The sequence below is a fragment of the Microbulbifer sp. YPW16 genome, from assembly GCF_021290385.1.
GTDB lineage: Bacteria > Pseudomonadota > Gammaproteobacteria > Pseudomonadales > Cellvibrionaceae > Microbulbifer > Microbulbifer zhoushanensis.
This window is the reverse complement of record NZ_CP089928.1, coordinates 1,314,360-1,339,251: the sequence shown is the minus strand read 5'-3', so window position 1 is coordinate 1,339,251 and position 24,892 is coordinate 1,314,360. Positions and strand designations below refer to the sequence as shown.

Annotated in this window: 22 protein-coding genes; 19 read left to right on the top strand and 3 right to left on the bottom strand. The window is 62.0% G+C overall.

What is annotated here, in order from left to right; all coding sequences use genetic code 11:
- Positions 1-61: 61 nt before the first annotated feature.
- On the bottom strand, positions 62-1,324 hold the full coding sequence (locus LVE68_RS05810) for a 6-phosphofructokinase (RefSeq protein ID WP_233006078.1): 1,263 nt from the start codon (positions 1,322-1,324) through the stop codon (positions 62-64).
- 161 nt (positions 1,325-1,485) lie between these two features.
- Between LVE68_RS05810 and mpl the strand changes: the two genes are divergently transcribed.
- The 4 genes from mpl (at position 1,486) to LVE68_RS05790 (ending at position 6,515) form a co-directional block, all read left to right on the top strand.
- Complete coding sequence (gene mpl, locus LVE68_RS05805; RefSeq protein ID WP_233006077.1) at positions 1,486-2,877, top strand: UDP-N-acetylmuramate:L-alanyl-gamma-D-glutamyl-meso-diaminopimelate ligase; 1,392 nt, start codon at positions 1,486-1,488, stop codon at positions 2,875-2,877.
- 25 nt (positions 2,878-2,902) lie between these two features.
- A complete protein-coding gene (locus tag LVE68_RS05800; protein ID WP_255701160.1) occupies positions 2,903-3,547 on the top strand; it encodes a flavin prenyltransferase UbiX in 645 nt (214 codons plus the stop codon).
- A gap of 8 nt (positions 3,548-3,555) precedes the next feature.
- On the top strand, positions 3,556-3,816 hold the full coding sequence (locus LVE68_RS05795; protein ID WP_255701159.1) for a SelT/SelW/SelH family protein: 261 nt from the start codon (positions 3,556-3,558) through the stop codon (positions 3,814-3,816).
- A gap of 107 nt (positions 3,817-3,923) precedes the next feature.
- The gene (locus tag LVE68_RS05790) at positions 3,924-6,515 is read left to right on the top strand and encodes an efflux RND transporter permease subunit (protein WP_233006076.1); all 2,592 of its coding nucleotides are present in this window, start codon (positions 3,924-3,926) and stop codon (positions 6,513-6,515) included.
- A 108-nt stretch (positions 6,516-6,623) separates the two neighbouring features.
- On the opposite strand, the gene LVE68_RS05785 is transcribed toward LVE68_RS05790, so the two are convergent.
- Positions 6,624-6,905, bottom strand: a complete 282-nt coding sequence (locus tag LVE68_RS05785; protein ID WP_233006075.1) for a peptidylprolyl isomerase — start codon at positions 6,903-6,905, stop codon at positions 6,624-6,626.
- 94 nt (positions 6,906-6,999) lie between these two features.
- Entirely contained in the window at positions 7,000-7,908 is a 909-nt protein-coding gene (gene ypfJ / locus LVE68_RS05780) for a KPN_02809 family neutral zinc metallopeptidase (RefSeq protein WP_233006074.1), read from the bottom strand.
- Positions 7,909-8,035: 127 nt separating this feature from the next.
- Between ypfJ and LVE68_RS05775 the strand changes: the two genes are divergently transcribed.
- The 15 genes from LVE68_RS05775 (at position 8,036) to LVE68_RS05700 (ending at position 24,781) form a co-directional block, all read left to right on the top strand.
- The gene (locus LVE68_RS05775) at positions 8,036-8,611 is read left to right on the top strand and encodes an LON peptidase substrate-binding domain-containing protein (protein WP_233006073.1); all 576 of its coding nucleotides are present in this window, start codon (positions 8,036-8,038) and stop codon (positions 8,609-8,611) included.
- 119 nt (positions 8,612-8,730) lie between these two features.
- Complete coding sequence (locus tag LVE68_RS05770) at positions 8,731-10,023, top strand: glutamate-5-semialdehyde dehydrogenase (protein WP_255701158.1); 1,293 nt, start codon at positions 8,731-8,733, stop codon at positions 10,021-10,023.
- 37 nt (positions 10,024-10,060) lie between these two features.
- On the top strand, positions 10,061-10,756 hold the full coding sequence (nadD, locus tag LVE68_RS05765; RefSeq protein ID WP_233006072.1) for a nicotinate-nucleotide adenylyltransferase: 696 nt from the start codon (positions 10,061-10,063) through the stop codon (positions 10,754-10,756).
- A 6-nt stretch (positions 10,757-10,762) separates the two neighbouring features.
- Positions 10,763-11,107, top strand: a complete 345-nt coding sequence (gene rsfS, locus LVE68_RS05760) for a ribosome silencing factor (protein WP_233006071.1) — start codon at positions 10,763-10,765, stop codon at positions 11,105-11,107.
- Positions 11,104-11,580, top strand: a complete 477-nt coding sequence (gene rlmH, locus LVE68_RS05755) for a 23S rRNA (pseudouridine(1915)-N(3))-methyltransferase RlmH (protein WP_233006070.1) — start codon at positions 11,104-11,106, stop codon at positions 11,578-11,580. Before rsfS ends, rlmH begins: the two co-directional genes overlap by 4 nt.
- Positions 11,581-11,709: 129 nt before the next feature.
- Positions 11,710-13,599, top strand: a complete 1,890-nt coding sequence (gene mrdA, locus LVE68_RS05750; protein ID WP_233006069.1) for a penicillin-binding protein 2 — start codon at positions 11,710-11,712, stop codon at positions 13,597-13,599.
- Complete coding sequence (gene rodA / locus LVE68_RS05745) at positions 13,592-14,737, top strand: rod shape-determining protein RodA (protein ID WP_233006068.1); 1,146 nt, start codon at positions 13,592-13,594, stop codon at positions 14,735-14,737. The genes mrdA and rodA overlap by 8 nt, the downstream gene beginning before the upstream one ends.
- A 91-nt stretch (positions 14,738-14,828) precedes the next feature.
- Entirely contained in the window at positions 14,829-15,818 is a 990-nt protein-coding gene (mltB, locus tag LVE68_RS05740) for a lytic murein transglycosylase B (RefSeq protein ID WP_233006067.1), read from the top strand.
- Between the two features lie 178 nt (positions 15,819-15,996).
- On the top strand, positions 15,997-16,878 hold the full coding sequence (locus LVE68_RS18195) for a septal ring lytic transglycosylase RlpA family protein (protein WP_305080411.1): 882 nt from the start codon (positions 15,997-15,999) through the stop codon (positions 16,876-16,878).
- 90 nt (positions 16,879-16,968) lie between these two features.
- Positions 16,969-18,132 carry a D-alanyl-D-alanine carboxypeptidase family protein gene (locus tag LVE68_RS05725; protein ID WP_370636792.1) on the top strand — a complete coding sequence of 388 codons (1,164 nt, stop codon included), beginning with the start codon at positions 16,969-16,971 and terminating at the stop codon, positions 18,130-18,132.
- A 182-nt stretch (positions 18,133-18,314) separates the two neighbouring features.
- Complete coding sequence (locus tag LVE68_RS05720; protein WP_233006065.1) at positions 18,315-18,596, top strand: HP0495 family protein; 282 nt, start codon at positions 18,315-18,317, stop codon at positions 18,594-18,596.
- Positions 18,596-19,312, top strand: coding sequence for a lipoyl(octanoyl) transferase LipB (lipB, locus tag LVE68_RS05715; protein ID WP_233006064.1), 717 nt, complete (start codon positions 18,596-18,598; stop codon positions 19,310-19,312). Before LVE68_RS05720 ends, lipB begins: the two co-directional genes overlap by 1 nt.
- Complete coding sequence (gene lipA / locus LVE68_RS05710) at positions 19,305-20,303, top strand: lipoyl synthase (RefSeq protein ID WP_233006063.1); 999 nt, start codon at positions 19,305-19,307, stop codon at positions 20,301-20,303. The genes lipB and lipA overlap by 8 nt, the downstream gene beginning before the upstream one ends.
- Positions 20,304-20,669: 366 nt before the next feature.
- Positions 20,670-22,835, top strand: a complete 2,166-nt coding sequence (locus LVE68_RS05705; RefSeq protein ID WP_233006062.1) for a prolyl oligopeptidase family serine peptidase — start codon at positions 20,670-20,672, stop codon at positions 22,833-22,835.
- Positions 22,836-23,050: 215 nt separating this feature from the next.
- On the top strand, positions 23,051-24,781 hold the full coding sequence (locus LVE68_RS05700) for an AMP-binding protein (protein WP_233006061.1): 1,731 nt from the start codon (positions 23,051-23,053) through the stop codon (positions 24,779-24,781).
- Positions 24,782-24,892 lie beyond the last annotated feature (111 nt).

Genomic DNA, 24,892 nt, shown 5'->3' with positions numbered 1-24,892 from the left:
GAAAATGAAAAAACCCCGCAGTGCGGGGTTTCGTTCGCCGGGAGGGCAGCCAGGAGGACGCTTAAACGTCGAAGCCGTCCGGCAGCTTCTTTTCCACCAGCTTCTTCTTCAGGCGTGCATAGTGGGGGATGCCGTTCTTGTAGGGCGGGTAGTCCTCACCCTGGATCAGCGGCAGCAGGTAATCGCGGCCGGCCTGGCTGATACCGAAACCGTCTTCGCTGATAAAATCTTCCGGCATCATCTTTTCCACGTTGGCCACTTCCGACAGCGGGGCCTCGCCGATGGACCAGCCATACTCGGGGCCGCTGTCGCGGACGATGATGGGCATGATCGCATTCTTGCCCTTTACCGCCATCTCCACTGCGGCGTGGCCGACGGCATAGGCCTGCGACACATCGGTGGCGGAGGCGATGTGGCGGGCGGCGCGCTGCAGGTAGTCGGCCAGGGCCCAGTGGTATTTCAGGCCCAGTTCCTCTTTCACCATCGTGGCAAGGGTGGGGGCTACACCGCCCAGCTGCTTGTGGCCGAAGGCATCCACACTGCCGGCGTCGGCGAGGAAGGTGCCGTCGGCATACTGGGTGCCCTCGGAGGCCACCACCACGCAGTAACCTTTTTCATCCACGGTTTTCTGCACCTTCTCGAGGAATCTCTCCCGGTCGAAGGCCACTTCCGGCAGCAGGATGATGTGCGGTGCATCGCCTTCCTGCTCCTGCGCCAGGGCGCCGGCGGCGGCGATCCAGCCGGCATGGCGACCCATTACCTCGAGGATAAATACCTTGGTCGAGGTGTCACACATGGAGGCCACGTCCAGCGCCGCCTCCCGGGTGGATACGGCCACGTACTTGGCGACGGAGCCGAAGCCCGGGCAGTTGTCGGTGTGCGGCAGGTCGTTGTCGACGGTCTTGGGAATATGGATTGCCTGGATGGGGTAACCCATCTTCTCGGACAACTGGGAGACCTTGAGGCAAGTGTCTGCGGAGTCACCGCCGCCGTTGTAGAAAAAGTAACCGATATCGTGGGCCTTGAAGACCTCGATCAGGCGCTCGTACTCGGCCCGGTTCTTCTCCAGGCTCTTCAGCTTGTAGCGGCAGGAACCGAAGGCGCCGGAAGGGGTGTGGCGCAGGGCAGCGATGGTTTCAACGCTCTCCTGGCTTACGTCGATCAGCTCCTCACGCAGGGCGCCTACAATACCGTTCAGGCCCGCATAAACGTTGCCGATCTGGTCGCTGTGTTCGCGGGCGGCCTCGATGACACCGCAGGCCGAGGCGTTGATCACGGCGGTCACGCCGCCAGATTGTGCGTAAAAAGCGTTCTTCTTGGGCATAGTCATCCTACAGGGGGGCTGAGACGGGCAAATTTGGGGGCGGAGTTTACTGGAATGCCGTTGCATTTGCACAGGAAACGGCGGGATTTGACAATCACGGTTGCCCGGCGGCGTGGTAAGCTTGCCCGCCTTCGCGACCAGCAAGAGCAATCTTTTACGGTATGCATATTCATATATTAGGTATCTGCGGCACCTTCATGGGCAGCCTGGCCCAGCTGGCGGTGGCCGAGGGGCACAAAGTGACCGGCAGCGATGCCAACGTTTACCCACCCATGAGCACCCAGCTGGAGCAGGCGGGGATACACCTGACCGAGGGCTATGACCCGGCCCAGCTGGAGCCGGCGCCGGACCTGGTGATCATCGGCAATGCGCTGTCCCGGGGTAACCCGGCGGTGGAGGCGGTTCTGGATCGCGGGCTGCCCTATACCTCCGGCGCCCAGTGGCTGTGTGACCACTTCCTGGGCGGTCGCTGGGTGCTGGCGGTATCCGGTACCCACGGCAAGACCACCACCGCGAGCATGCTGGCATGGATCCTCGAGAGCGCGGATATGAAGCCCGGGTTCCTGATCGGCGGGGTGCCGCGCAACTTCGGCGTTTCCGCACGACTGGGGGAAACCCCGTTCTTTGTGGTGGAGGCGGACGAGTACGATACCGCCTTCTTCGACAAACGCTCCAAGTTCGTGCACTACCGCCCGCGTACGCTGGTGATCAATAACCTGGAGTTCGACCATGCGGATATCTTCAATGACCTGAAGGATATCCAGCGCCAGTTCCACCACCTTGTGCGCACCGTGCCCGGCAATGGCCTGATCGTGTCTGCGCCCGATGAGTCCGTCGAGCAGGTACTGGAGCAGGGCTGCTGGACCGAGGTGCAGCGCTTCACCTGCGAGGGCGAGGACGGTGTGCGGCTGGGAGACTGGTGTGCCGTGAATATCTCTGCCGACGGTACCGCCTTTGCGGTGCAGTTCCGCGGGGCTGAAGTGGCGCGCGTGGAGTGGCCCTTTACCGGCCTGCACAATGTCCGCAATGGCCTGGCGGCCATGGCAGCGGCGCGCCATGTGGGCGTGGACCCGGCGGTGGCGGCCGAGGCGCTGCAGCAGTTCGAGGGAGTCAAGCGGCGCATGGAGTGCCTGGGTCGCGTCGGCAATATCAGTGTGTACGACGATTTCGCCCACCACCCCAGCGCTATTGAAACCACCCTCAATGGCCTGCGCGCCAAAGTGGGCAGTGACCGCATCATTGCCCTGATTGAACCGCGCTCCAATACCATGCGTATGGGAATCCACCAGGGCAGGCTGGCGAAGGCCTGTGCCGGCGCCGACCTGGTGCTCTGGTATGAACCGGAGGGCATGGATTGGTCATTGGGTGATGTGGTTCACCACTCCCCTGTGCCGGCAAAGATTTTCGACAATATAGAGGCTGGGGTAGAATCCGCCGTAAACCTGGCCGAACCGGGTAGTCACATTGTGATCATGAGTAATGGCGGCTTCGGCGGTATTCACCAGCGGCTGCTCGATACGCTGGAGCAGAAGTACGGCGGCGCACCGTCGTGACGCACCGTTCCTGAGGGAAACCGATTTGTCCCAGAACCCGTTCAGCAAAACCGTCACCCTTGCGATTACCGGTGCCTCCGGGGCCCAGTATGGCCTGCGGCTGATGCAGTGCCTGCTGGCGGCGGACTGTCGCGTCTGGCTGCTGCTGTCCGACGCTGCGCGGGTGGTGATTGATACCGAGACCGACTGCCGGTTGCCCGAGGGCGGCGATGCCGAAGTGGAGGCCTTCCTGGCGGCGCGCTTCGGTGCCCGCGAGGGCCAGCTGCAGCTGTTCGGCAAGCGGGACTGGTTCTCGCCGGTGGCCTCCGGCACCGGTGCCCCGGCCAGTATGGTGATCTGCCCGGCCAGCGGCGGCACCCTGTCGGCAATCGCCTGCGGGGCCTCCAACAACCTGGTCGAGCGCGCGGCAGATGTGGCGCTCAAGGAGCGTCGCCAGCTGATCCTGGTACCCCGTGAGGCGCCGTATTCGGAGATTCACCTGGAGAATATGCTCAAGCTGACGCGCATGGGTGCCACCGTGTTGCCCGCCAGCCCTGGCTTTTACCAGCGCCCGCAGACGGTGGAAGACCTGGTGGACTTTATCGTCGCGCGCCTGCTCGACCAGCTTGGCGTGGAGCAGGCCCTGCTGCCGCGCTGGGGCGAGCCCGCCGGCGAAGGGCGTGGCCGGTGAAGCCCACGGTGACCATTCATTACTGTGTCCAGTGCAACTGGATGCTGCGCGCCACCTGGATGGCGCAGGAGCTGTTATATACCTTTTCCGACGACCTGCAGCAGGTGGCCCTGCAGCCGGGCAGCGGGGGAGTGTTCGAGATTTCCGTGGACGGGCAGCCCATCTGGGAGCGCGTGCGGGACGGGGGATTTCCCTCGCCCAAGGAACTCAAACGGCGGGTCCGGGATCTGTTATTCCCGGACCGAGACCTGGGGCACGTGGACCGATGAGCGTTCCCGGGCCCGGTGCCGTCACCGCGGGTATCCCCGTGGCCGGCAGTTCACGGCCGCCTGGCGGCGCGCGTGAACCTGTTATTACGATTACATAGCGAAAATTTATGCTGTCTGCTTTCAAGACCTTCTACGAAAAGCTGGTAACCGGGCGCCCGAAGACGGTGCTCGCGGTGGTGGTGCTGCTGACCCTGGTCGCGGCCGCCGGCCTGCCGCGCTTCAAGATCGATGCCTCGGCGGACTCGCTGACGCTGGAAACCGACGACGCGCTGGATTACTACCGCAAGATCGCCAAGCGCTACGCTACCGGCGATTTCCTGGTTGTTACCTACAAGTATCGCCACGGCGACCTGTTTCAGGACGAGTCCCTGGCCACCCTGGGCAACCTGCGGGACGAGCTGGTGCAGGTGGACGGTGTCGAGAGCGTACAGACGATCCTGGACGTGCCGCTGCTGTACAGCCCCAAGCCCGCCATCTCGGAAATCTCCGATGGTATCCGCACCCTGTCCACGCCGGGTACCGACAAGGACAAGGCGCGCAAGGAGTTCCTGTCTAGCCCTATTTACCGCGACCTGATCCTGAGTCCCGACGGCCAGACCACGGCGCTGCTGGTAAACCTGGAGTTGGACCAGCGCGGTATCGAGCTGGTGCGCGAGCGGGATGCCCTGCGCCGCAAGCGCAATGAGGAGGGCCTGACTGAAGCGGAGGCGGCGCGCCTGGAAGAGGTCAGCCAGACTTACCTGGAGCACCGCACCCGGATGGACCTCGAGTCCCGTGAGCGCGTGGCGGAAGTGCGCGGGATCCTCGACGGTTACCGGGCTGATGCAGAGCTGTTCCTGGGCGGTGTGTCCATGATCACCGCCGACATGATTGCGTTTATCAAGAGCGACCTGGTGGTGTTCGGGGTGGGCATCCTGCTGTTCATCATCGTGACCCTGCTGATCATTTTCCGCCAGGTGCGCTGGGTGCTGCTGCCCCTGGCCACCTGTATCGTCACTGCGGTGACCATGCTGGGCCTGCTGAGCTGGCTGGACTGGCGCCTGACGGTGATCTCCGCCAACTTTGTGGCGCTGTTGCTGATCATCACCCTGGCCATCACCATCCACCTGTCGGTGCGCTACCGGGAATTCATCGCACAGAACCCGGACTGGACCCGGGAGGACCTGGCGCTGGCGGCGGTGCGCTTTATGGCCAAGCCCTGCCTGTACACAGCCCTTACCACCATCGTCGCATTCGCATCGCTGGTTGTCAGTGGTATCCGCCCTGTGATCGATTTCGGCTGGATGATGGTGATTGGTGTCTCACTGGCGCTGGTTATGTCATTCCTGGTTATCCCCGCGGCGCTGGTACTGCTGCCCAAGCGCAGTGACGGGGTCAGCCAGGACAACTCCCACGCATTCACCCTGTTGTTCTCGCGCTTTGCCGAGCGCCGCCGCGGGATCGTACTGGGCGCTGCCGCCGTCGCCGCGGTAATCAGCGTGGCCGGGGCCACCCAGCTGCGAGTGGAAAACCGCTTTATCGATTATTTCGACAGCTCCACCGAGATCTACCAGGGCATGCTGGTGATCGATCGCCGCCTGGGCGGTACGGTGACGCTGGACATCATCCTCGACAAGCCGGAGCAGGAAGAGCCTGCCTTCGAGGGAGAGGAGGATCCCTTCGCTGCGGAAGGCGGTGATGAGTATGGCGAGGCCGAGGATCCTTTCGCGGTGGAGGAGGACCCCTTTGCATCAGAGGGGCAGGGCGTGCAGGACAGCTACTGGTTTACCGTGGCCGGCCTCAACAAGATCGAGAAGCTGCACGACTACCTGGAGAAACAGCCGGAAATCGGCAAGGTGCAGTCGCTGGCGACCCTGTACAAGGTGGCGCGCGACCTGAATAACGGCCCGCTGAACGATTTTGAGCTGGCCGTGGCCCGTACCAGCCTGCCGCAGGAAATCACCGATGTACTGGTTGAGCCGTACCTGTCCCTGGAGCACAACCAGGCACGGATCACCCTGCGGGTCATGGAGACAGACCCGAACCTGCGCCGCGATGAGCTGATCCAGCGTATCTACGATTACGCGCACAACGACCTGGGCATCGCACCCGAGAATATCCGCCAGACCGGCCTGCTGGTGCTCTACAACAACATGCTGCAGAGCCTGTTCAAGTCGCAGATCCTCACCCTGGGTGCTGTGTTTATCGGTATTCTGCTGATGTTCCTGGTACTGTTCCGCTCGCTGTGGCTGGCGATCATCGCATTGATTCCCAATATGCTGGCGGCCACCGTGGTGCTCGGCGGGATGGGCCTGGCGGGGATCCCGCTGGATATGATGACCATCACCATCGCGGCGATTACCGTGGGGATCGGTGTGGACCATGCGATCCACTACCTGTACCGGTTCCGCGCAGAGTTTGCCAAAGACGGCGATTATGTAGCGACCATGCACCGCAGCCATGCGACCATCGGCCGGGCCATGTTCTACACCGCGGTTACCATTATTGCCGGCTTCTCGATCCTGGCACTGTCAAAGTTCGTGCCGTCGATCTACTTTGGCCTGCTGACCGCCCTGGCTATGTCGGCAGCGCTGCTGGGTTCCCTGACCCTGCTGCCGCTGTTGCTGCTGCTGATCAGGCCGCTGACGGCCCCGGAGGCGCGGGGAAAGCCCGCAGTGGTGACTGAAGGGGAAGGCGAAGCCCGCGCGGTGGCCGAGTGAGATGGACCAGGGTTGGCGAGCGCCCGATAGCCCGAGAGGGTGCATTGACATAAAGTGACAATAGCTGCGCCCCCTGGGCCGTTGGTCTCAGTGGGCGCAGGCAATTGATCAGTCGCTGCGACTGGTGACCTCTACCAGGTGATAGCCAAATTGTGTCTTGATCGGCCCCAGGACTTTATTCAGCTCACCGGTAAACACGGCCTCATCGAATTCCGGCACCATCTGTCCCTTGCTGAACTCCCCAAGGTCGCCGCCGTTGCGCCCGGAAGGGCACTTGGATTGTTCCTGGGCGATAGCGGCAAAGTCGCCACCCTCCTCGATTTTCTTTTTCAGTTCCTGGCACTTTTCTTCCGTCTCTACCAGGATGTGGCGCGCAGTGGCTTTCGGCATGGTATTTCTCCAATTGGTCTGAAAGGTTGTCGATGATAGCGGATGCGGTGTGAGCTTAGCAGCCGCATTCTCAATATTGCGTGTGAAGCGTGCGTTATTGGCCGGACATGGCAGCGAATGTATTGCACTGGTTCACGTCCCCGGTGGTGAAGCCGCGCTTGAACCAGAACATGCGCTGCTCGGCGCTGCCATGGGTGAAGGCGTCGGGCGTGATCGCCCGGCCGGAGCGACGCTGGATCACGTCATCACCAACCGCCGAGGCAGCGGCCAGGCCTTCCTCGATATCGCCGGGCTCCAGCATCTGGCGGTCACGGTGTGCATAGAAGGCCCAGACGCCGGCGTAGCAGTCGGCCTGCAGCTCGAGCATGACGGACAGGCGATTGCCGGTGGCCTTGTCAGACTGCATGCGCGCCTGTTGCACTTTCTGGGACGTGCCCAGCAGGTTCTGCACATGGTGCCCGACCTCGTGGGCGATGACGTAGGCAAACGCAAAGTCACCGGAAGCACCCATCCTGCGCAGTTCACCGAGGAAATCCAGGTCCAGGTAGACCTTGCCGTCGCCAGGGCAGTAGAAGGGCCCCACGGCGGAGGAGTTGGTGCCGCAGGCGGAGCGAATCATGTCGTCATAGAGGACCAGCTTGGGGGGGGTATAGCGGGAACCGGCGGTCTGGAACAGCTTGCCCCAGGTGTCCTCGGTGTCGGCGAGCACGACCGAGACAAAGTCCGCCACCGTATCACTGCCGGAGCCCGCTGCCGTGCCGGGCTGGCCAGCCTGGCCGCTGTCCAGCCCCGGGGGGGCTTCCCGGGGGGCGCCGGTAAAGAGCTGGTTTCCGCCGAACAGGTAGAACAGTGCCAGTACCGCCAGGATGATCCAGCCGGTCTTGCTGCGGAGCAACAGCGGCGCAAGGGCCAGCAGGTTACCCAGGCCACCGGCGCCCCCGGCCCCGGATTCGCCGCGGCGGTCCTCCACATTGCTGCTTCTGCGACCTTTCTGCCACCGCATGGGCATTCTCCACAACCACTTTTCCTAGAGTCTAGACCAGGTGGCACAAAATTCTTTTTCGGGGGTGGGCTGGCGGACGGCAGATGTTATCTTTTAATGAGTTACCGGTCCGGAGTGAGAGCCCGTTTTGCAGCAGATCCCCCTGTTTCCCCTGCGTGTCGCGTTGTTTCCCGGCATCACCCTGCCATTGCGGATTTTTGAGCAGCGCTACCTGCGGCTCGTGAGTGAATCACTGAAATCCGGTACCGGCTTCGGGGTGGTGCTGATTCGCGACGGCAGTGAGGTGGGGCGGGCGCAGGTCTGGCCGGTTGGCGTGGAAGTGCAGATTGTCGACTGGAGCCAGGGCGACGAGGGCCTGTTGCATGTGGACGTGCTCGGCCAGCGCCGCTTCCGGCTACTGGACACCCGGCGGGCGGAGGATGGCCTGTTGTTGGGCGATGTGGAGTGGCTGCCCGACGAGCCGGAGCGGCCCGTCCCCCCGGAGTGCGACGGCCTGCTGGCAATGCTGGAGGAGCTGAAAGACCACGCCGCCATGCTGTCCCTCAAGTTTTCCCCGGTCGACTCTGCGGATGCCCTGTCGTGGCAGCTGGCCCAGCTGCTGCCGCTGGAGGACAGCGTGCGGATCGACTTGCTGGGTACCGGGGACCCGCTGGAACGCCTCGCCACCATCGCATCCAACCTGGACCGCTGGACCCGGGAGTAGCCCGCAGCCCGGCCGGGTTTCATTCCGCGCTGCCGTTTGGCCGCATTGCGCTGTCGGTGCGTTATACTGCGCGGCCTTATTTATTACCGGTCATGCAGTAAACAGCACGGAGAGCCATAGTGAACAGCGCCAGTACCCCGGCAGAGGCCGGGCAGCAGTCCGCCGAGGAACGTATCGCAGGGATGGGGCGTGCCGCCCGCGCCGCCTCGCGGTTGATGGCCCGGGCGGATACGGCCACCAAGAACCGTGCCCTGCGGGCGATCGCGGCGCGACTGGATAGTGACCGTGAGGCGGTCAGGGAAGCCAATGCGCGGGATATGCAGGCCGGCCGCGACAGTGGCCTGGACGCGGCACTGCTCGACCGGCTGGAGCTGAACGACGAGCGCATCGACGCGATGATCGCTGGCCTGCAGCAGATCGCCGAGTTGCCGGATCCGGTTGGCGAGATCGAGGACATGGCCTACCGGCCCAGCGGTATCCAGGTGGGCCGGATGCGTGTGCCACTGGGTGTGGTGGGCATCATCTATGAATCGCGCCCCAACGTGACGGTCGATGCTGCCAGCCTGTGCCTCAAGTCCGGCAATGCCACGATCCTGCGTGGTGGCAGTGAGGCCCTGCACTCCAATGGCGCCATTGCCGCCTGCATCGCCGCTGGTCTCGGTGAGGCCGGCCTGCCGGAAACTGCGGTCCAGGTGGTGGATACCACCGATCGCGCGGCCGTGGGGGCATTGATCAGCATGCCCGAGTACGTGGATGTGATTGTCCCCCGCGGTGGCCAGGGCCTGATCGAGCGGGTCAGCCGCGATGCGCGGGTACCGGTGATCAAGCACCTGCACGGCGTCTGCCATGTGTATATCGACGACCGCGCCGATCGTGACAAGGCCTTCAATATTGCCCTGAATGCCAAGACCCATCGCTACGGCGTCTGCAACGCCATGGAAACCCTGCTGGTGGCGGACGGGGTTGCCGACGATATCCTGCCGCGACTGGCTGCGGCCTACCGTGACAAGGGCGTGGAACTGCGTGGTTGCCCGCGTACCCGGCAGGTGCTGGGTGACTGCGCCGAGGCCAGCGAGGGCGACTGGAGTGAGGAGTACCTGGCGCCGATCCTGGCGATCCGGGTGGTGGCAGATATCGATGGTGCCATGGAGCATATCGCCAGTTACGGCTCCGGGCATACCGAGGCCATTGTCACCGAGGACTACAGTCGTGCCCGGCGTTTCCTGGCCGAGGTTGACGCCAGCTCCGTGATCGTGAATGCGTCGACGCGTTTTGCCGATGGCTTTGAATACGGCCTGGGGGCTGAAATCGGTATCAGTACGGATAAAATCCACGCCCGCGGCCCCGTGGGACTGGAGGGGCTCACTTCACAGAAATGGATTGTGCTGGGCGACGGGCAGGTTCGCCAGTGAGCCGGCGCGAGTGGTGACGGGGACAGGGGAGGCAGCCATGGCGGATGCGCGCAGACTTCGCTCCATTGCGCTGTTCGGCGGTACCTTTGACCCGGTGCATTTCGGCCACCTGCGCATGGCGCTGGAACTGAAAGAGGCGCTGGGGGTCGACGAAATGCGTATGCTGCCCAGCCATCGCCCCGCTCACCGCGAGACCCCCGGGGTATCGGGGGCGCATCGCCGCGAGATGCTGGCGATCGCCCTGCGGGGTTGCAGTGAACTGCAACTGGATGAACGTGAACTGCGGCGGGCTGGCGACACCTATACCGTGGATACGCTCGAGGAGCTCCGTGCGGAGCTGGGCGAAGAGGTATCGCTGGCTTTCTGCATGGGCCTGGACTCGCTGCTCACGCTGCCGTCCTGGCACCGCTGGGAGCACCTGCTGGAGCTGGCCCACCTGGTGGTGGTGACGCGTCCGGGCTGGCAGCTGCCACACCGGAATTCGGGGCCGGGCCACGAGGAGGTGGCGGTACTGATGGAGCGGCATGCCGGCGAGGTGAGCCACCTGCTCTCGGAACCCCGCGGCCGCCTGGTGCTGCGCGAGCAGACCCTGTTGCCGATCTCGGCCACACATATCCGCCAGCTGGTGGCGGACGGCCGCTCGCCGCGCTTCCTGCTGCCGGCGGCGGTCTTACAGTACATTGAAGACAATCAACTCTATACAGGGGCCGGCGATGGTGCCGGCCAGAATTAAGGTGTTATGACAAAGATTAAAGATATTGCCGTTACCGCGCTCGAGGACCTGAAAGGCCAGGACATTGTGGCCCTGGATGTTTCGGAGCTGAGCGACGTGATGGACACGCTGGTGATCTGCACCGGCACCTCCAATCGCCAGGTGAAGTCGCTGGCCAATAACGTGGTGGACGAGGTCCGGGAAAAAGCCGGTATCCGGCCGATCGGTGTCGAGGGCATGGAGCAGAGCGACTGGGTACTGGTGGACTACGGCGACCTGGTGGTGCACGTGATGCAGGCCGAGACGCGCAGCTTCTACGAGCTGGAGAAACTCTGGTCCATGACCCCGGCATCGCGCGACGGCAAGCAGTGAAGATCCGTATCCTGGCCGCCGGCGGAAAGATGCCGGGCTGGGTGCAGGAGGGCTACAGCGAGTATGCCCGCCGCCTGCCGCGGGAGATGACCCTCGAGATGGTGGAAATCCCCCTGGGGCAGCGGGGCCAGAAAAACTCGCCGGCGCTGGTCGAAAAGGCCCGGCGCAAGGAGGGGGAGTCCATGCTGGCCGCACTCGGCCCGAGAGAGCATGTGGTGGCGCTGGACGTGAAGGGCAAGCCCTGGTCCACCGAGCAGCTGTCCCGCCAGCTGGCGGACTGGCAGATGCTGGGGGAAAACGTCAGCCTGCTGGTCGGCGGCCCCGACGGGCTTGCTGACGAGGCGCTCGCGCGGGCCCGCCAGCGCTGGTCGCTCTCGCCCCTGACACTGCCGCACCCGCTGGTGCGCGTGGTGCTCGCGGAGCAACTATATCGTGCGTGGACCCTGCTGACCGGTCATCCCTACCACAAGTGACCCGACAACCGCGGCTGGCCTGTCTGGGCAGTGATGACCACTGCCCATTAATCGCTGGTCAGTTGTGATAATGTATGCAAAATAGACAATTTTTGCGCCACTTAGCCTGAGTATCGCCAGCGAATTCCCATGGTCGAAGATCTGCAACTCAAAGACCGCCACACCGAGCAGCGGCTGTTCCGCCATCGTATGCTGGTGGCGCTGGCGGGTGTGGTGGCGTTGCTTTCTGTGTTGGTGGCGCGCTTCTATCACCTGCAGGTGGTCAATTACGAGGACTACCGCACCCAGTCGGACGAGAACCGTATCCAGGTGCGTCCGGTGCCCCCCACCCGCGGCCTGATCTACGATCGCAACGGCACCATGCTGGCGGACAACCGGCCCAGCTATACGCTGTCCCTGGTGATGGAGCGGGTCTCCGACCTGGATGCGTCCCTGGAACTGATCGGTCGCCTGGTGCAGCTCGACGAGAGTGACGTCAAGAAATTCCGCGACCGCCTGGAGCGCCGTCGGCCCTTCCAGCCAATCCCCTTGCGCTTTCGCCTGTCCGAGCAGGAAATTGCCCGCATCAGTGTCAATGAGTTTCGCCTGCCGGGGGTGTCGGTGGAGGCGGAGCTGGTGCGCTATTACCCCCTCAAGAAGCTGTTTGCCCACAGTGTCGGCTATGTCGGGCGTATCAACGACCGGGAGCTGTCCAGCTTTACCGAGGAGGACGTGCGGCGCTACCGCGGTACCCAGAGTATTGGCAAGGTGGGGCTGGAGCGCTCCTATGAGGATGTGCTGCTCGGGGAAGTGGGCTATGAGAATGTGGAGACCAACGCCCGCGGCCGGGTCCTGCGGGTGCTGGAGCGCCACGATCCCAAGCCTGGCAGCGAGCTGACCCTGCACCTGGACGCCCGCCTGCAACAGGTGGCCACTGAAGCCCTGGGCGATAACCGCGGTGCTGTCGTGGCCCTGGATGTGAAGAATGGCGGTGTCCTGGCATTCGTCAGCCAGCCGTCCTTTGACCCCAACCTCTTCGTGACCGGCATCAGCTTCAAGGATTACCGGGCCCTGAGTGATTCCCTCGATGTGCCCCTGTTCAACCGTGCCCTGCAGGGCCAGTACCCGCCGGGGTCGACGCTCAAGCCGATGATGGGCCTGGGGGCGCTGGCCGCCGGTGTGATTGACCGCGAGACCGAGGTGAAGGACCCGGGATTCTACCGGCTGCCCAACGACACCCGGCTGTACCGGGACTGGAAGCGCTGGGGGCACGGGGAGAAGATCGACCTGATCCAGGCCCTGACCGAGAGTTGTGATGTCTTCTTCTATGACACCGCACACCGCTGGAGCATCGACGGTATGCACGACATCGCCACCCGCTTCGGCCTCGGCGCGAGGACCGGGATCGACCTCCCCATCGAGCGGCCGGGCCTGTTCCCGTCGCGGGCCTGGAAGCGCGGCGCCCGCGGCATGCCCTGGTTCCCGGGGGACAGCCTGAACGCCGTGTTGGGCCAGGGCTTTGTGCTGGCCACGCCGCTGCAGCTGGCGGTGATGACCGCCACCATGGCCAACCGCGGTACGCACTTCAAACCGCAGGTAGTAATGGCGATTGACGGTGTCGAGCAGCCGCCGGAAGTGCTGCACCACGTCGAGGCCAGCGAAGAGAACTGGGACCTGATTTTTGAGGGCATGGAGTCGGTGGTCTATCACCAGAAGGGTACCGGCAAGAAGGCCGGTGCTGACCTGGATTTCCGCGTCGCCGGCAAATCCGGCACGGCGCAGGTGGTGGGCATCGCCCAGGGGGAGCAATACGATTCCGAAGCATTGAAAGAGCGTCACCGGGACCACGCCCTGTTTATCGCTTTTGCCCCGGTGGATGATCCGCAGATCGCCGTGGCGGTGCTGGTGGAAAATGGTGAGACCGGTGGCGGCGTTGCCGCGCCGGTGGCGCGGGAGCTGTTTGCCGACTGGATATCGCGCCCGCTCGAGGAAACAGCACGCGCCCACACGAAAACCGGGGAGGAGGTGACCAGTGGCTAGTCGCGATTTCATGCACCGGCTGCCGGATTCCCACAGCAGCCTCAGCCGCCCGGTCAGCCTGTCGCGCCGCTGGCATATCGACGTACCCCTGCTGGTGCTGTTGTTGATTCTATGCGGTACCGGCCTGGTGGTGCTCTACAGTGCCTCCGGGGGGGAGTTTCACCATGTGCGCCGCCAGGCGATCTTTATGGGGGTCGCCTTCGCCGGCATGCTGGTGGCCGCCCAGATACCACCGGATATGTACCGGCGCTGGTCGCCCTGGTTGTATGTCATTGGCTGCTGCCTGCTGGTGGCGGTGCTCTATGTGGGGGTGGGGGCCAAGGGCGCGCAGCGCTGGCTGGAGATTGGCGGTTTCCGCTTCCAGCCCTCGGAGGCCCTCAAGCTGGCGGTGCCAATGTCGGTGGCGGCCTTCCTGCACAAGCGCACCCTGCCGCCATCACTGATCAGCATCGCCGGCGCCCTGGCGATTGCCGCCATACCGGCGGCGCTGATCGTCCAGCAACCCGACCTGGGTACCTCGATCCTCATCGCAGCCTCCGGTGTGTTCGCCCTCTACCTGGCCGGCCTCAGCTGGCGCATGATCGGCGGCGCATTGCTGGCGCTGCTGATGGCAGCCTGGCCGATCTGGCAGTGGGGCCTGCGGGATTACCAGCGCCAGCGCATTCTCACCCTCTTCAACCCGGATGCGGACCGGCTTGGCGCCGGCTGGAACATCTTCCAGTCCAAGGCTGCGATCGGTTCCGGCGGCATCTACGGCAAGGGGTATATGCAGGGAACACAGTCGCAGCTGGATTTCCTGCCGGAGAGCCATACCGATTTCATCATCGCGGTACTCTCCGAGGAATGGGGCATGCGCGGTGCTTTGTTGCTTCTCCTGCTATACGTGCTGATCATTGCCCGGGGGATCTATATTAGTTTTATGGCCCAGGATGTATTCGGGCGATTGTTGGCGGGGAGTATTACGCTGACTTTCTTTGTCTATGTGTTTGTGAATATCGGCATGGTGACCGGATTGCTGCCAGTGGTGGGGGTGCCCCTGCCGCTGGTGAGTTACGGCGGCACTTCAGTCATCACCCTGATGGCGGGCTTCGGTATCCTCATGGCCATAGGTACGGAAAGGCGACGGGTGTCGTTTTAGTGCCGTCAGCTGCCATCATTGTGGGTGGTCTGCTGTAGTAAATAAAAACTTGGACGTAGAGAAGCACTATATGAGAACAGGAGCGGTTGTTTTGAAGTGGACCACAGGATTACTGGCAGGGATGGGGCTCGTGCTCGCCGCATGCGCGCAGGAGCCCGGCCATGCGGACAACCCGGAGGCGCAGGCCTTTGTCGATTACATGGTGTCCGAACACGATTTCGACCGCGAGGAAATGTCCCAGCTGATGCGCGAGGCCAAGCGCAAGGATTCGATCCTCAAGGCTATCCAGCGCCCGGCGGAAAAAGCCAAGCCCTGGTATGAATACCGCAAGCTGTTTGTCACCCCGCGGAGCATCAGCGGTGGAGTGGATTTCTGGGACAAAAATGCCAATGCACTGGCCGAGGCGGAAAAGCGCTACGGCGTGCCGGCGGAGATGATTGTCGCCATTATCGGCATCGAGACCCGCTACGGTGGCAATATGGGCGGTTATCGTGTGCTGGACGCCCTGGCGACCCTGGCCTTCAACTATCCACGCCGCTCCAAGTTCTTTACCAAGGAGCTGGAAAACTTCCTGTTGCTGACCCGCGACCAGAACATGGATCCCCGCGAACTCAAGGGCTCCTACGCCGGTGCCATGGGCTTCGGCCAGTTTATGCCCTCCAGTTACCGCGCCTATGCGGTGGACTTCAACAACGACGGCAGCGTCGATATCTGGCGCGATACCGAGGATGCCATCGGCAGTGTCGCCAACTACCTGGCCCGCCATGGCTGGTTGCCGCTGGAGCCGGTGACTGTGCTGGCCAACCCGCGCCCGAATGCGGACATGACCATCGTCAACGACTCACTTGAGCCCAAGTGGACCGTCGGCCAGCTGGCGGAGAAGGGGTTCCCGGCGACTACCCAGGTCGAGGACGATATGGTGGCCAATGTTTTCTCACTGCAGACCGAAAACGGTAAGCAATTCTGGATCGGGCTCAAAAACTTTTACGTCATAACACGCTACAATCGCAGCCGCCTGTACGCCATGGCCGGTTACGACCTGGCCCAGGAAATCGTCAAGGCGCGCGGCGGCCGTTCCTGATCGCGCGAGTGCCGAATGGCCCCGAATCCCGCTTCCTTCCGCCTGGAACTCGCGGGATTCGTGTATTTAGACTGAACCAAATAACCAGAAAAGAATCAATTTGACCTGATTTTCTTCTTTGCCTGTTCAAATCCAATAACTAGTGGGTGTGCGGTTGGGCACCGTATGTGGGGGGACCATGATTCTTACCAATTCGCGAATTGCGGCGATGATTGCCGTGCTGGCGCTGGCGGCGTGTAGCCACCAGGCCCAGAAGCCAACACGCAAACCGGTTCCGGGCCCGGCGCCGGATACGGTCAAGGACAGTGGTCCGCCGCAGCCAGTGGATATGCTGGCGGCGCCGGAACCGACCCCGGTCCGGGAGCCCATCGGTAAGGCGGGCAACAAATCCCCCTATGTGGTGAACGGTGTCAGGTATTCGGTGTTGCGGGGCGTCAAGGGCTATAGTGAGCGCGGCCATGCGTCCTGGTATGGCACCAAGTTCCACGGCCGTCGTACCGCCAATGGCGAGGTGTACAATATGTACGCCATGTCCGCGGCGCACAAAACCCTGCCGCTGCCCAGCTATGCCAAGGTAACCAACCTCGAGAACGGTCGCAGCGTGATCGTGCGGGTCAACGACCGCGGACCGTTTGTGCCGGGCCGCATCATTGATCTTAGCTATACCGCGGCACAGAAGCTGGGGTATATCGACAAGGGGGTGGCCCGGGTGGAAGTGACGGCCATCGACCCGCAGACCCTGCCGGCCGCGAATGAGACGCTGGTCCGTGAAAAGGATGTGGCCGCCAGGGAAGCCCTGGCCCAGGATGCCAGCTTCAAGCTGCCTGATAATACTTTCCTGCAGGTGGGCGCGTTCAGCGACGCCACCCAGGCTAATCGCATACGCGGGCAGGTATCGGCTGTGGTCGACTATCCTGTATCGGTCAGTCCGGTTCGGGCTGACGGCACAACGCTCTACCGGGTGCGTATCGGGCCCATTGCCCAGCAACGCGCGCTGGTGGCGCTGCGCGAGTCGGTCGAGGAGAACCGTCTCGGCACCCCCCAGGTCGTTTACGACTGAGCGGCATATGGGCCCAGTGGGGGTCGCCGCGAACAGCCGGGCCGGAAGAGCGGCCCGATTTGTATGGATATCCAACTGACATGAGGAATAATGAGACTTTCAGCCATGCTTAAGCGCCTTTTTGCCAGCCTGCTACTGACGTTGACCACCGGCGTAGCCGTTGCTGAACAGCCGCTGATTCCCGCGCCGCCCCAGCTGGCCGCGACCGCCTACCTGCTGGTTGATGCCCACACCGGGCAGGTGCTGGTGGAGCACAATGCGGACAAGCAGGTGCCGCCGGCCAGCCTGACCAAGATGATGACTGCCTATATCGTCTCGGAGGAGATCGAGAAAGGCAGCATCAAGGAAACGGACCTGGTCCCCATCTCGGAGAAGGCCTGGAAGAAAGGCGGCTCCAAGATGTTCGTCAAGGTCGGTGACAAGGTGCCGGTGATCGACCTGCTGCGCGGTGTTATCATCCAATCCGGTAACGATGCCAGTATCGCACTGGCGGAATACGTGTCCGGCAGCGAGGAAGTGTTTGCCGAGGTGATGAACCAGCAGGCAGAGCTGCTGGGGATGCGCGATACCAGCTTCAAGAATGCTACCGGCTGGCCGGCCGAGGGTCATATGACTACGGCGCGTGACCTGGCGACGCTGGCACGGGCACTGATCAATGATCACCCCGAGCACTACCAGATCTACTCCGAGAAATATTTCAGCTACGCCGGTATCAACCAGCCCAACCGCAATCGCCTGTTGTGGCGCGACAATGCAGTGGACGGTATCAAGACCGGCCACACCGAGGCCGCCGGATTCTGCCTGGTGGCATCCGCGCAGAAGCGGGGCATGCGCCTGATCTCCGTGGTACTGGGAACCGATAGCGATGACAAGCGCGCTGCCGAGTCCCAGAAACTGCTGGCCTACGGCTTTCGCTACTACCAGACCCACAAGGTATACAGTGCCGACGATGTGTTGCAGAGCGAGCGTGTCTGGGGTGGCAAGGAGCCCCAGGTGGGCATCGCGGTGGAGAAAGATGTTTTCGTCACCATTCCCCGCGGTGGCGAGGAGAGCATCAAGGCTGACCTGATCATCGATGGCGAGCTGGAGGCACCGATCAAAAAGGGCCAACAGCTGGGCAAGGTGGTCGTGACCCTTGATGGTGAAACGGTCGCGGATGTTCGTGCCGTTGCCGCGGAAGAGGTGGAGCAGGCCGGGTTCTTCAAGCGTATGTGGGATGCCCTGAAACGCTTCGTGATGAGCTTCTTCGAATAACTCTCCTGTCCGCCCCCTGTGCCCCTGATGCGGGGCGCGGGGGCGGACATTTTCGCCGCCAACTGTGCGGTTCCCGCCAAATCCTGTGATCCCTGTCCACTCCACTCCCGGGGCTGTATAATCGCCGCCCGGCCGCTACTGTGTTTATTTAATGTGCAATTATGCGGCCCGGAGAGAGTGCAATGAGCCAAGATCAAAGCCAGCAGCCCCCGAAGATCGAATTCCCCTGTGAAGACTACCTGGTCAAAGTGGTGCGGGATTCCGATGATGAGACCCATGAATTTGTCCTAGAGGTGATGCGCCGCCATGCGCCGGGTCTCGATGAGGACCGCGTCACGCTGCGGGAGAGCCGCAACGGTCGCTTTACCTCGATGACTTTCTATATCCTCGCCACCGGCGAGCCCCAGCTGCAGGCCCTGTTCGATGAGCTGAAGGCCCACCCCTCCGTCCATATGGTGATGTGATGACCAGGGTTTGTAACCTCGGGCGCCGCGACTACGAATCCGTCTGGCGCGCCATGTCCAGCTACACCGATCGGCGCGACGAGAACAGCGCAGACCAGATCTGGTGCGTCGAGCACGAGCCGGTATTCACCCAGGGCCAGGCCGGCAAGGCCGAGCACCTGCTCAATACCGGGGATATCCCGGTGGTGCAGGTGGATCGCGGCGGGCAGGTGACCTACCACGGCCCGGGACAGCTGGTGGTCTATCCGCTGCTGGACCTGCGCCGGATCAAGGTGGGAGTACGGGACCTGGTCTCGGGCCTGGAGCAGGCGACAGTGGCCATGCTGGCCGAGTACGGTATTGTTGCGGCACCCCGTGCCGATGCCCCCGGTGTCTACCTCACGGATGGGCCGCGGGCGGGCAGTAAAATTGCCTCGATCGGCCTGCGCGTGCGCCGCGGCTGCAGTTTCCACGGCATTGCCATCAATATTGATATGGACCTGGCGCCCTTCCTGCGGATCAACCCCTGCGGCTACGCGGGCATGCAGATGGTGCAGATGGCCGAGCTGATTCAACCGACACCTGCCTGGTCGCAGGTAGCGGATATTTTCGTGCGCGAACTGCTTCGTGCACTCTCGCTGCCGGCAGCCGACTGGCAACCGGTAGACGAGCAAATTTTTGCGCGTGCAAGCGCCCCTGAAAAGGGCAAAGAGGAGCAGGAAACGAGTAATGGCTGACGATTCCAGAACTGAGAAGCCCGACCTGGTACCGGTAAAACGGACCCGCCGGCTGAAGCAGGGCGAGAAACTGCGGGATGGCGAAAAGGTTGAGCGCATCCCGGTCAAGGTGATTGCCAGTGACCAGGTACTGCGCAAGCCGGACTGGATCCGGGTGAAGGTGCCGGCTTCGAAGGAAGTGGACCGGATCAAGAAAATCCTGCGTTCGCAGAAGCTGGCCACCGTGTGTGAGGAGGCCAGCTGCCCGAACCTGCACGAGTGCTTCAGCGGTGGTACCGCTACCTTCATGATCATGGGCGAGATCTGCACCCGCCGTTGTCCTTTCTGCGACGTCGGCCACGGCAAGCCCAACCCGCTGGATCCGGAAGAGCCCAAGCACCTGGCCGAGGCCATCGCGGCCATGAGCCTGCGCTACGTGGTGATCACCTCCGTGGACCGAGACGACCTGCGCGATGGTGGTGCCCAGCACTTTGCGGAATGCATTCGTACTGCCCGTGAGCACTCCCCCAACCTGCAGGTGGAAATCCTCACGCCGGATTTCCGCGGCCGGATGGATGTGGCGTTGGATATCCTTGAAGCCGAGGCCCCGGATGTGTTCAACCACAACCTGGAGACGGTGCCGCGCCTCTATCGTGAGTCCCGCCCGGGCGCCAACTACAAGTGGTCCCTGAAGCTGCTCAAGGAATACAAGAAACGTCGCCCGGATGTGCTGACCAAGTCCGGCCTGATGGTGGGCCTGGGTGAGGAAAAGGAAGAGATTTTCCGGGTACTGGATGATATGCGCGAGCACGACATCGATATGCTCACCATTGGCCAGTACCTCCAGCCCAGCAAGGAACACCTGCCGGTACAGCGTTACGTGCACCCCGACGAGTTCGAGGAATACCGCCGCTATGCGGAGCAGATCGGCTTCAAGCATGCGGCCTGCGGTCCCCTGGTGCGCTCCTCCTACCACGCCGACAAGCAGGCGCACGGCGAAAAGGTGGGCTAGGTCCCACCGCTGGCGTCTCGATTGAGGGCGGTGCCCAACCGGGCATCGCCCTTTATTTTTCCCCGCCCCATTAACCTTGCTGCCGAGCTGTTCCATGGCTGCAGGTTTCCCCCGCACACACTCTCCCTTTCAGCTGTTCACTCCGGCATAACGGTTGACAGATTCCTTTGTCAGACGGCGGGCTGGCGGGGTATGCGGCTGCCAGTTGCTGTTTTCCCGGGTAAATATCCTGTCGCCCGGGGGCGGCTTGCTATTTATTGCCGGAAGCGGTTTGCTGTTTCCCTTGCTGTGGTGACGGAAGTCGCCGTAGCTGGAGGCAGGTTGTCCTGCCGGAATGTCCAATAAGAAGACGCGAGAAACTTACGCATGAGAAAGCTTACCTCACTGGCTGTTGTCGGCCTCCTCGCTGCCTGTTCCGGGGAGTCCCCGGGGGAATCACAGGTCTCGGCAAGCGAGAGCGTGGCGAACAACCCCATCGCCGATATTGTTTACCCGGAAACCAGGGAGGGCGAGGTGATCGATACCTATTTCGGTGCTGAAGTGGCAGACCCCTATCGCTGGCTGGAGGATGACCGCAGTGAGGAAACCGGGGCCTGGGTTGAGGCGCAGAACGCTGTCACCTTTGATTACCTGGAAAGTATCCCCTATCGCGAGACACTGAAGCAGCGGCTGGAATCCCTGTGGAATTATGAGAAAGTGGGGCGCCCCTTCACCGAGGGGGAATACACATACTTCTATCGCAACGACGGCCTGCAGGACCAGTACGTGGTATGGCGCCGCAAGGGCGAAGGCGAGGCCGAGGTCTTCCTCGACCCGAATCAGTTCAGCGAGGATGGGACCACATCGCTCGCTACCCTGAGCTTTTCCCGGGACGGCTCTATCGCCGCATATGCCATCTCCGAGGGCGGCAGTGACTGGCGCAAGATCATTGTCATGGATGCCGAAACGAAAGAGGTCCTCGAGGAGCCGCTGGTGGACGTGAAGTTTTCCGGCATCTCCTGGAAAGGCAATGAGGGGTTCTACTATTCCAGCTATGACAAGCCAGAGGGCAGTGAGCTGTCCGCGAAAACCGACCAGCACAAGCTCTACTATCATAAATTGGGCCAGCCGCAATCCGGGGACCGCCTGGTTTTCGGAGGCAAGCCTGAACAGAAGCGCCGCTATGTTCAGGGTTACGTGACCGAGGACGACCGCTTCCTGGTTATCTCCGGGGCCCGTTCCACGTCCGGTAATGATCTTTTCATCCGCGACCTGACAAAGGAGTCGGCCCCACTGGTACCGGTGCTGGAGGATTTCGAATCAGATACCTACGTGATCGATAATGTCGACAGCAAGCTTTACCTGGTGACTAATCGCGATGCACCGAACAAGAAGATTGTGACTGTTGATGCGTCGGCTCCCTCCCCTGACAACTGGGTGGATTTTATTCCCGAAACCGGGAATGTACTGACTGCATCCACTGGCGGTGGCTACCTCTTTGCTGAATACATGGTCGATGCGTTGTCGAAGGTTTACCAGTATGACTACGATGGCGAGCGTGTGCGCGAGATCGAGCTGCCCGGGCCGGGAAGTGCCTCTTCCATCAGCGGTAAGCGTGAGGACGATGTCCTCTATTACTCGTTCACCAACTACAAGACACCCTCAACCATCTTTGCGCTGGATGCGGATGAAGGTGACTCCACTGTATTCCGGAAGTCCGGTGCGGACTTTGACAGCGATCGCTACGAGTCCACCCAGGTGTTCTATACCTCCGCGGATGGCACACGTGTGCCCATGATGATCACGCACAAGAAGGGGCTCGAGCTCGACGGCAAGAACCCGACCATCCTGTATGGCTATGGCGGCTTCAATATCAGCCTGACGCCATCATTCAGTATCGCCAACGCAGCCTGGCTGGAGCTGGGCGGCGTGTATGCGGTGCCCAACCTCCGAGGTGGCGGCGAGTACGGCAAAAACTGGCATAAGGCGGGCACCAAGCTGCAAAAGCAGAACGTGTTCGATGACTTTATCGCTGCGGCCGAGTTCCTGGTCGAGAAGAACTACACATCCAGCGATTACCTCGCCATTCGTGGTGGGTCCAATGGCGGCCTGCTGGTTGGTGCGGTTATGACCCAGCGACCGGACCTGTTCCGGGTCGCCCTGCCGGCGGTGGGCGTGATGGATATGCTGCGTTACCACACTTTCACCGCCGGTGCTGGCTGGGCCTATGATTACGGCACTGCTGAGGACAGCAAGGAGATGTTCGAGTACCTGAAGGGTTACTCGCCGGTACACAATGTGAAGGCGGGCGTGGAGTATCCGGCCACCCTGGTCACCACCGCAGACCATGATGACCGTGTAGTGCCGGCTCATTCCTTCAAGTTTGCCGCAGAGCTGCAGGCCAAGCAGGCGGGGGCGGCCCCGACACTGATCCGTATCGAAACCAAGGCCGGCCACGGGGCGGGCACCCCCGTTTCGAAGAGCATCGAACAGTACGCGGATATCTTCAGCTTTACCCTGTTCAATATGGGAATGAAATCGCTGCCAAATTAAGTTCACTTTTAAAGTGTTATCTGGAAGCCCGGCATTGCCGGGCTTTTTTTGCCCGGGTAAGTCACCCGCTGCCCGGCTGGGGCCTGCCGAACAGCTGCGACAGGCGCAAAAAATTATGCTTATACTAGCTTCTGGTCCTGGCAGAGGGACCGCAAAACAGCGATGAGGTAGCCGCAGAGTCACAACAAACACAATAACGATTGTGAGGTGCCGGTATGACCCCTGAAGAGAAGTACGCTGGCCTGCAGGGCCGGCAGCCCCTGGATATCCTCTACCAACGGGAGCGGGAGCAGCCCGACCGCATATACCTGCGGCAGATGCAGCAACGCCAGTGGCGCGAATACACCTGGGGCGAGGTCATGGACCGGGCTCGCCGTATTGCTGCATTCCTCGGTGAGCGGTACCAGCCCGGTGACCGGATCGCGATTCATGCCAAGAACTGCGCTGACTGGATCATCGTCGATATTGCCATCATGCTGGCGGGTATGGTCAGTGTCCCGCTATACCCGGGCCAGTCCACAACATCCATGCGCTATGTGCTGGAGCATTCCGAGTCACGGCTGATTTTCTGTGGTGCCAGTGACGACAATGAGGCCCTGAAGGAAGTCGCTGCGACCCTGCCTTCTGTAGCAATCCAGCGTTGTGAGATTGACTGTGATGAATCCCTGGAGCAGCTGGTGGCCGAGCACCGGGCCATAACCGACTGTCCCCTCTATCCCGATGACCAGGTCTTCACCATCATGTACACGTCGGGTACCACGGGTAACCCCAAGGGAGTCATGCATACCTGGTCGGCAATCTCTTTCGCCGTGCCGAATATGGTGCGTGGCTTCGGTTTTGATGAAAGTGACCGTTTTTTTTCCTACCTGCCGCTGGCGCATGCCGCCGAGCGGATCGTGGTCGAGTTCCACAGCCTTTATGCGGGGACCCCGGTACACTTTCCCGAGTCCCTCGATACTTTCCTTGCAGACCTGCAGCGTACCCGCCCGACCATGTTTTTCTCGGTACCGCGCCTGTGGGCCAAGTTCAAGGAAGGGATCGACGCAAAGATACCGCCACGCATCCAGCATCTGCTGTTACAGCTCCCCGGGGTCAATCGCTGGTTCCGCAACAAGGTGCAAAAGGGACTGGGGTTGGACCAGGCGCGAATGCTGGTAACCGGCGCTTCGCCGATTTCCATCGATTTGCAGAAGTGGTACCACCGCATGGGCATGATGGTCACTGATGGCTATGGCATGACCGAGAATTTTATTTATGGCTGCATTACCCACATGGGGGAAACGCCGGTTCCGGGCACAGTGGGCAAGCCGTTCTGGGACTGCGAAGTGAAAATATCCGAGCGGGGCGAAATCCTGTTTCGCAGTCGCGCACTGATGAAGGGCTACTACCTGGAGCCGGAGAAAACCGCCGAAGTGCTCCGGGACGGCTACTATCACACCGGTGATGAAGGCTATATCGACAGTGATGGGCTGCTGCACGTTACAGGCCGCCTGGCCGATTCCTTCAAGACCAGCAAGGGCAAGTTTATCCAGCCTCCCGAGCTCGAGGGCCGCTTCGGTGATAACCCGCTGCTGGGGCAGGTATGTGTTTTGGGGCACGGCATGGACCAGCCGGTAATGCTGGCGACCCTGTCCGAGCTGGCAAAAAAAATGGATCCGCACGAGTGTGCGGAGCAGCTGTCCCGGGACCTGGAAGCCGTCAATGAAACGCTGGCCTATCATCAGCGCATACGGGCGATATTCCTGGTCCGGGGCGACTGGACACCGCAGAATGAACTGGCCACACCCACGCTTAAAATCAAGCGTAAGGCCGTGGAGGCACAGTATCGTCCCTGGATCGAGGCGCACCCGACCGCCACCGGGGTGGTCCGGGAGCCGGTTGCTGCCCCGGCCGAACGTTCGCCCCGGGACAGTGGCTTCGAACGACCGGCCACGGACATCGACTAGCAAGGGCGTCCCGCTGTGATTCACTGGCGGGATCAGTGTATTCTCTCTGTGACTATAAAAAGAATCCGGTCGCAATTCCGCATCGTGGTGGTGTGAGTCCGATGGGGCATG

What these genes read in the sequence shown, in the direction of transcription:
- LVE68_RS05810 (WP_233006078.1), bottom strand. Translation starts at nt 1,324, where the DNA reads ATGCCCAAGAAGAACGCTTTTTACGCACAATCTGGCGGCGTGACCGCC.
- mpl (WP_233006077.1), top strand. Translation starts at nt 1,486, where the DNA reads ATGCATATTCATATATTAGGTATCTGCGGCACCTTCATGGGCAGCCTG.
- LVE68_RS05790 (WP_233006076.1), top strand. Translation starts at nt 3,924, where the DNA reads ATGCTGTCTGCTTTCAAGACCTTCTACGAAAAGCTGGTAACCGGGCGC.
- LVE68_RS05785 (WP_233006075.1), bottom strand. Translation starts at nt 6,905, where the DNA reads ATGCCGAAAGCCACTGCGCGCCACATCCTGGTAGAGACGGAAGAAAAG.
- ypfJ (WP_233006074.1), bottom strand. Translation starts at nt 7,908, where the DNA reads ATGCGGTGGCAGAAAGGTCGCAGAAGCAGCAATGTGGAGGACCGCCGC.
- nadD (WP_233006072.1), top strand. Translation starts at nt 10,061, where the DNA reads ATGGCGGATGCGCGCAGACTTCGCTCCATTGCGCTGTTCGGCGGTACC.
- rsfS (WP_233006071.1), top strand. Translation starts at nt 10,763, where the DNA reads ATGACAAAGATTAAAGATATTGCCGTTACCGCGCTCGAGGACCTGAAA.
- mrdA (WP_233006069.1), top strand. Translation starts at nt 11,710, where the DNA reads ATGGTCGAAGATCTGCAACTCAAAGACCGCCACACCGAGCAGCGGCTG.
- LVE68_RS18195 (WP_305080411.1), top strand. Translation starts at nt 15,997, where the DNA reads ATGATTCTTACCAATTCGCGAATTGCGGCGATGATTGCCGTGCTGGCG.
- LVE68_RS05725 (WP_370636792.1), top strand. Translation starts at nt 16,969, where the DNA reads ATGAGACTTTCAGCCATGCTTAAGCGCCTTTTTGCCAGCCTGCTACTG.
- LVE68_RS05720 (WP_233006065.1), top strand. Translation starts at nt 18,315, where the DNA reads ATGAGCCAAGATCAAAGCCAGCAGCCCCCGAAGATCGAATTCCCCTGT.
- lipB (WP_233006064.1), top strand. Translation starts at nt 18,596, where the DNA reads ATGACCAGGGTTTGTAACCTCGGGCGCCGCGACTACGAATCCGTCTGG.
- lipA (WP_233006063.1), top strand. Translation starts at nt 19,305, where the DNA reads ATGGCTGACGATTCCAGAACTGAGAAGCCCGACCTGGTACCGGTAAAA.
- LVE68_RS05705 (WP_233006062.1), top strand. Translation starts at nt 20,670, where the DNA reads ATGAGAAAGCTTACCTCACTGGCTGTTGTCGGCCTCCTCGCTGCCTGT.
- LVE68_RS05700 (WP_233006061.1), top strand. Translation starts at nt 23,051, where the DNA reads ATGACCCCTGAAGAGAAGTACGCTGGCCTGCAGGGCCGGCAGCCCCTG.